Genomic DNA, 4113 nt, shown 5'->3' with positions numbered 1-4113 from the left:
ATTAGGATCATTGGCCGGATTAGCGATCACAGAATCTATAGTTTGCATATCCTCATCGGACATACCCATCATCTTTTGATTCTTTTTGAGCATTTTCCTGGCCTCCTCAATCGGCATAGAATCTTTTTCAGAAACTTTCACAGAGTCAACTGAGATCTCCTGATCAAATCCTTTTTGAAGTGCCTTGGACATTTCATCATCGGCTTTCCGAATATTAAAAGAGAAAAGGAAAAAGAACAAAACCGAAATGAACAGGTAGAATTGAGCAGGGTGCAAATATTTCAGGCGTTTCCCATCTACAAACTTTCTTGCCAGGATCCCCGGCTTAAACATAAGGGGTATAAAACTTCTAAAAAATCGCGCATCTACCGAAAAGTAGTCGCTTATGGTCTTGCTAAAAAGAACCCCAATCGTAAGGTTGTCTGACGATTCTTGTCCGCATTCCGGACAGTACTTAAACGATGGTTCCAGCGGAGTTTCGCAATTCTTGCAATAGTTATCGGTGGCCATTCATTGGTTTTTAGTAAAGTTAAAAAAAAGGAATGACTTCATGGGACTTCTAATTACGGAACAGTGTATCCTAAGCTTCAAGTTCAAGAGGTTTATGTACTTTTAAATTCATATTTCTAAGCATAGCTGTTACTACAATTTGGAAGACATGCGTTTATTTATAAAAACACTGCAGTATAGGTTTAAGGAGATGGCCAACACTTCCGTTGCCGCCGGCCAAAAGGCATATATGCGGAATCAATTTGACTATTATGGGGTTAAAACCCCCGGGCGAAGACAAATCCAAAAAGAATTATTCAAGAAGGAGCTCTTACCTCCCAAACATGAATTATCTGAACTGGTAAGAACGCTATGGGAGCTTCCGGAAAGGGAACATCAGTATATAGCGCAGGAATTGGCAAAGAAGTATCTGAGGCAAATAGAAGAAGATGATATTGTGCTGTATGAGCATATGATTTTGCACAAGTCCTGGTGGGATACGGTAGATTTTATTGCGGCTACTCTTGTAGGAGCCTACTTTAAATCCTTTCCACACACAAGAGACGGAATCACCCAAAAATGGTTGGCATCCAATAACATATGGCTGCAGCGCAGCTGCTTGTTATTTCAATTAAAATACAAGGAAACCCTAGATACCGTCTTTCTTGCGAAGACAATTAGCAGTTTGCTGGGATCCGAGGAATTTTTCATCAATAAGGCCATTGGATGGGTGCTAAGAGAATACAGTAAGACCAAGCCGGAATGGGTTCTTCAATTTGTAGCAGATACATCCTTGAATTCACTGAGCAAAAGAGAAGCACTTAGACTTATTCCGTAATTTTGGGCTCAGCAACTTTTTTAACCAAATTACCAACGGTTAAACCCTGAGCGATGATTGAAAATACGACTACCACATAGGTGATCACCAGAAAGAGATCCCTATTCATAGCCTCCGTAAGGCCTAACGCAAGGGCAATTGATATTGCCCCCCTCAGTCCACCCCAGGTCATAATGAGATTGGTCCTGGGAACAAAATCGAGTTTATTTTTAAAAAATGAAATAGGTAATAAGAGCGATAAGTATCTACAAAGTAAGACAATAGGTATGGTCAGGATTCCTGCCAAAATAAAATTAATGTCGAACGTAAGTACCAGGATCTCCATGCCTAACAACACAAAAAGGAGCGTATTGAGAAGGATATCTATAAATTCCCAGAATTTATCTACATAAATAACTGTGTTCTCAGACATGGCACTATCTCGCATCTTATCGTTCCCTATGAACAACCCGGCGACAACCATGGCCAGTGGAGCCGAAACGTGAAAATAATGCGCTATAACCGTTCCTGTCATGACGGTAGCCAGTGTTATGATCACTTCTATATCGTAATCATCTATTTGGCGCATGAGTCGGTAGGTTACCCATCCCAAAATAAATCCAAGTAAAATTCCTCCAAACACCTCAACACCAAAGAGTTGTGCCACATCCAGGGCGGTAACTCCTGTGGCGGAAGGAGAAGCAATCTTATAGATGGTCAGAAAGACCACTACCCCTACTCCATCATTAAATAGGGATTCTCCCACGATCTTTGTTTCCAGCCTCTTGGGCACTCCTGCGGTTTTTAATATGCCCAACACAGCAATAGGATCGGTTGGTGAAATAAGGGCTCCAAAAAGAAGGCATTGAATGAATGGAACTTCCAATCCAACAACAGGTAGACCGTAGTACATTAATGTACCCACCAAAAAAGTTGAAGTTAGTACGCCTAGTGTAGCAAAGCTGATGATGGGCCAGCGATGTTTTTTAAGTTGTTCAAAATCAGTGTGAAGTGCTCCTGCAAACAAAAGAAAACTCAACATAATATCGAGCAAAACCGTTTTGAAGTCGATCTGAGATAAAATATAGCGTTCGGCATTCAACAGCGTTGGATCAATATAGCTCAGCGCAAAGACCCCCAGGGTAAAAAAGATGGTTATTACCATTAAACCAATGGTATTTGGGAGCTTCAAAAATCGGACATTGATATACCCAAAAAGGGCAGAAAGAAATACCAGAACGGTAATGATGGTAAACAGGTCCATTTGCATTTTTCAAATGTACAAGTCCTTTGCGAACCTGCAAAAATTGATTGCACTGAATGACTAAAGAAAATTCGCTTACAAACACCATCTCCAACGCCCAGGGAGAACTTAATTTATTTTTCGGAATAGGTAAAACATTTAGAATTTGTCCTTGAAAGTTCCCTGTAAAATTCCGACCTTCAAACAATTATTCTTCGTTTCCAAAAGGCCCGATACAAAGAATTATCATGGCCCAACTAAGTAAAAAACTAAAATATGGATTTGGTACAGTCATTACTCGACTATTTAAAGAAAGACGATCACACAGATAACAAGGAGACTCCTCTAGGCCTTTGTCCTAATTGTTGGGGAACTCAGGAGTACGGTGGCAAGTTTTACGAGGCATCTAAAAACTATGATGCCGATGTAAAAACCCCTAACCCCAACATTGGTTGGATCCGGGATTATGCCAATAAACATTTAGCCGGGATAGCCCTGCAATCCCATGAAGAGGGGCAGGTTTGTGAGCATTGCAAGGTGGTCTATACACCTGAAAAGTAAATCAGAATATCCTTTATAGATTCGATCAATTCTTGCGAAATTCAACGTAAGTGTCTCGAATCGATTAATTAATTCAAGAGAATGACATTCATAGATTACTATAAAATTTTAGGGATCCCCAAAAAAGCCTCCAAAGAAGAAATAAAAAAGGCCTATAGAAAACTTGCCCGTAAATATCATCCGGATGTAAACCCTGGGGATAAAGACGCGGAAAAAAAATTCAAGGAGATCAACGAAGCCAACGAAGTATTGAGCAATCCTGAGAACAGGGAGAAATACGATCAATATGGGAAGGATTGGAAGCATGCGGAAGAATTCGAAAAGGCCAAACAACAACAGTATACTTCAAGACAACAAAGCCGTTATGAACAAAGTTCTGACGAAGATTTTTCGGACTTCTTCAGTTCAATGTTTGGCGGTGGCCAAAGTGGAAGGGGCCGCAGCATGCAATTCCGGGGACAGGATTTCAATGCAGAATTGGAACTTAGGCTGGAAGATGTTTACCACACCCATAAGAGAACACTTACTATTAATGGAAAAAATATTCGCCTTACCATCCCGGCCGGGGTACGTAACGGCCAGGTCATTAAAATCAAGAAATACGGCGGGGAAGGGATTAACGGAGGTCCAAGAGGCGATCTTACTATACGATTCTCCATTGTGAATAACACCAAGTTCAGAAGAGATGAAGACAATCTTTACACCACGGTAGACCTGGATCTGTACACGGCACTACTTGGAGGAGAGATTACGGTAGACACCTTCGATGGCAAAGCCAAACTAAAGGTGAAACCGGAAACTCCAAACGGTACCCAGGTTAAGCTAAAAGGAAAAGGCTTTCCGGTTTATAAGAAAGAACGACAAGCGGGCGATATTTATATCACTTATACTATCAAGATCCCGACAAACCTAAGTAGTAAGGAGAAAGAATTATTCCAGGAACTCGCTAAATTAAGATAGGTATGCAAGAACAAAAACTTATACCCTTGGAAATACTTTGTGA

Annotated in this window: 5 protein-coding genes; 3 read left to right on the top strand and 2 right to left on the bottom strand. The window is 40.7% G+C overall.

Annotation, left to right across the window (positions count from 1 at the left end):
* Positions 1-510 (bottom strand): DUF3667 domain-containing protein (locus WBM49_RS10070; RefSeq protein ID WP_424371925.1); only part of this gene is annotated, 510 nt, incomplete at its 3' end.
* A gap of 148 nt (positions 511-658) precedes the next feature.
* On the opposite strand from WBM49_RS10070, the gene WBM49_RS10065 reads away from it, so the two are divergent.
* Positions 659-1327: a DNA alkylation repair protein gene (locus WBM49_RS10065; protein WP_424371924.1), complete on the top strand. Its 669-nt coding sequence runs from the start codon at positions 659-661 to the stop codon at positions 1325-1327.
* Here WBM49_RS10065 and WBM49_RS10060 read toward each other — a convergent pair.
* Positions 1317-2570 carry a cation:proton antiporter gene (locus WBM49_RS10060; protein ID WP_424371923.1) on the bottom strand — a complete coding sequence of 418 codons (1254 nt, stop codon included), beginning with the start codon at positions 2568-2570 and terminating at the stop codon, positions 1317-1319. The genes WBM49_RS10065 and WBM49_RS10060 overlap by 11 nt on opposite strands.
* Before the next feature lie 255 nt (positions 2571-2825).
* On the opposite strand from WBM49_RS10060, the gene WBM49_RS10055 reads away from it, so the two are divergent.
* Entirely contained in the window at positions 2826-3110 is a 285-nt protein-coding gene (locus WBM49_RS10055) for a hypothetical protein (protein ID WP_424371922.1), read from the top strand.
* A gap of 81 nt (positions 3111-3191) precedes the next feature.
* Positions 3192-4070: a DnaJ C-terminal domain-containing protein gene (locus WBM49_RS10050; RefSeq protein WP_424371921.1), complete on the top strand. Its 879-nt coding sequence runs from the start codon at positions 3192-3194 to the stop codon at positions 4068-4070.
* Positions 4071-4113 lie beyond the last annotated feature (43 nt).

Origin of the sequence: Muriicola sp. (genome assembly GCF_049669965.1) — a bacterium.
In the GTDB taxonomy this organism is placed as follows: domain Bacteria; phylum Bacteroidota; class Bacteroidia; order Flavobacteriales; family Flavobacteriaceae; genus Muriicola.
Note: the sequence above shows the minus strand (reverse complement) of the source record. Positions and strands in the feature narration are given on the sequence as shown.